Genomic DNA, 1,884 nt, shown 5'->3' with positions numbered 1-1,884 from the left:
GGCCTGGCGGTCGTGGCCACCACCTTCACCATCGTGGCGGTGTTCGCGCCGGTGGGCTTCATGCCCGGGATCATCGGCCAGTTCTTCAAGGCCTTCGCCCTGGCCGCCTGTATCTCGGTGCTGTTCTCGCTGGTCGTCGCCCGCCTGCTGACACCGCTGATGGGCGCCTACATGCTCAAGGCCGACGTCAAGCACGAGGACAAGGACCCGCCGTGGATGGGCCCTTACCTGAAGAGCCTGGAGTGGGGTCTGAACAATCGCTGGAAGGTCCTCCTGATGGGCATTCCGCTGTTCCTGATCTCGATCTTCCTGGCCACCCGCCTGCCGTTCGAATTCCAGCCCCAGGCCGACCGCGGCCGCGCCGAGTTCTCGGTCGAGCTGCCGCCTGGCGCGACCCTGGACGAGACCGACGCGGTCGTGCAGCGCGTGACCAAAGAGCTCCTGGCCCGCCAGGAGGTGGTCAGCGTCTACGCCTCGGTGGGCCGCAACAACGCGGTCAACAAGGGCCAGGTGACGGCCGACCTGACCGACAAGGGCCAGCGGATCAGCCAGCAGCAGTTCAGCCGCCAGATGGTCGACCAGTTCGCCGCCATCCCCGGCGCGCGGATCGGCGCGGGCAGCAACAACGGCGGCGGGCCCTCGAGCGGCGGCAGCTACACGCTGAGCCTGGTCAGCGACAACGGTCCCGCGCTCGAAGCGGCCGCCCGCAAGGTCGAGGCCGAGATGCGCACGGTCCCGGGCCTGGCGCACGTGGTCAACACCGCCGCGATCGCGCGTCCCGAGATCGTCGTGACGCCGCGTCCCGACCAGGCCGCCCGCGCGGGCGTCTCGGCCGGCGCGATCTCGCAGGCCGTGCGGGTGGCGACGATCGGCGACGTCGACCAGAACCTGCCCAAGTACAATCTGGGCGACCGCCAGGTGCCGATCCGCCTGCGTCTGAACGACGACGCGCGCGGCGACATCGCGGTGCTGCAGACCCTGCAGGTGCCTTCGGCCGACGGCGCGGTGCCGCTGAACGCCGTGGCCGACGTGCGCTTTGGCGCGGGTCCCTCGCAGATCGACCGCCGCGACCGATCGCGGGTGGCGACGATCACCGCCGAGCTGGACGGCATCGTCGTCGGCGAGGCCGCCAACCGCGTCCACGCCCTGCCGTCGGTCAAGAACCTGCCCCCTGGGGTCAAGGAAGTGGCCGCCGGCGACGCCGAGTTCATCCAGGAAATGGTCAGCGGCTTCCTGGGCGCGCTGATCACCGGCATCCTCCTGATGTACGTCGTGCTGGTGCTGCTGTTCCGCAGCTTCGCCCACCCGATCACCATCATGGTGGCCCTGCCGCTGGCCATCGGCGGCGCCTTCGGCCTCTTGGTCATCGCCAAGTCCAGCTTCTCGATCTCGACCCTGATCGGGATCCTGATGCTGATGGGCATCGCGGCCAAGAACTCGATCCTCTTGGTCGAGTACGCGATCATGGCGATGAAGGAGCACGGCATGGACAAGCGCACGGCCATCATGGACGCCGCCCACAAGCGGGCGCGGCCGATCCTGATGACCACCGTGGCCATGGGCGCGGGCATGCTGCCCACCGCCGTCGGCCTGGGCGCCGAGGTCGAGTTCCGGGCGCCGATGGCGATCGCCGTCATCGGCGGCCTGATCACCTCGACCCTGCTGTCGCTGCTCTACATCCCGGTGGTGTTCATCCTGATGGACGGGCTGAGGACCCGCTCGGAGCGGATGATGCACCGGCTGTTCGGCCACCAGCACCACGCCGCGCCGAAGGTGGTGGAGTAACTATCCTCCCCCGCAACGCGGGGGAGGTGGCCCAGAGGGCCGGAGGGGGCGAGCTCGGCTTAAGCGGCGCTTGCCCCCTCAGTCGCTCCGCGACAGCTC

Annotated in this window: 1 protein-coding gene; it reads left to right on the top strand. The window is 69.3% G+C overall.

Annotated features, from left to right (window positions below):
• Positions 1-1,785, top strand: a 1,785-nt coding sequence (locus AX690_RS19220) for an efflux RND transporter permease subunit (protein WP_197426914.1), incomplete at its 5' end; no start/stop codon positions are given.
• Positions 1,786-1,884: the final 99 nt, after the last annotated feature.

The organism is Caulobacter sp. CCH9-E1 (assembly GCF_001556515.1).
Lineage (GTDB): Bacteria > Pseudomonadota > Alphaproteobacteria > Caulobacterales > Caulobacteraceae > Caulobacter.
The sequence above is the reverse complement of the archived record's forward strand: the minus strand, read 5'-3'. Positions and strand labels throughout refer to the sequence as shown.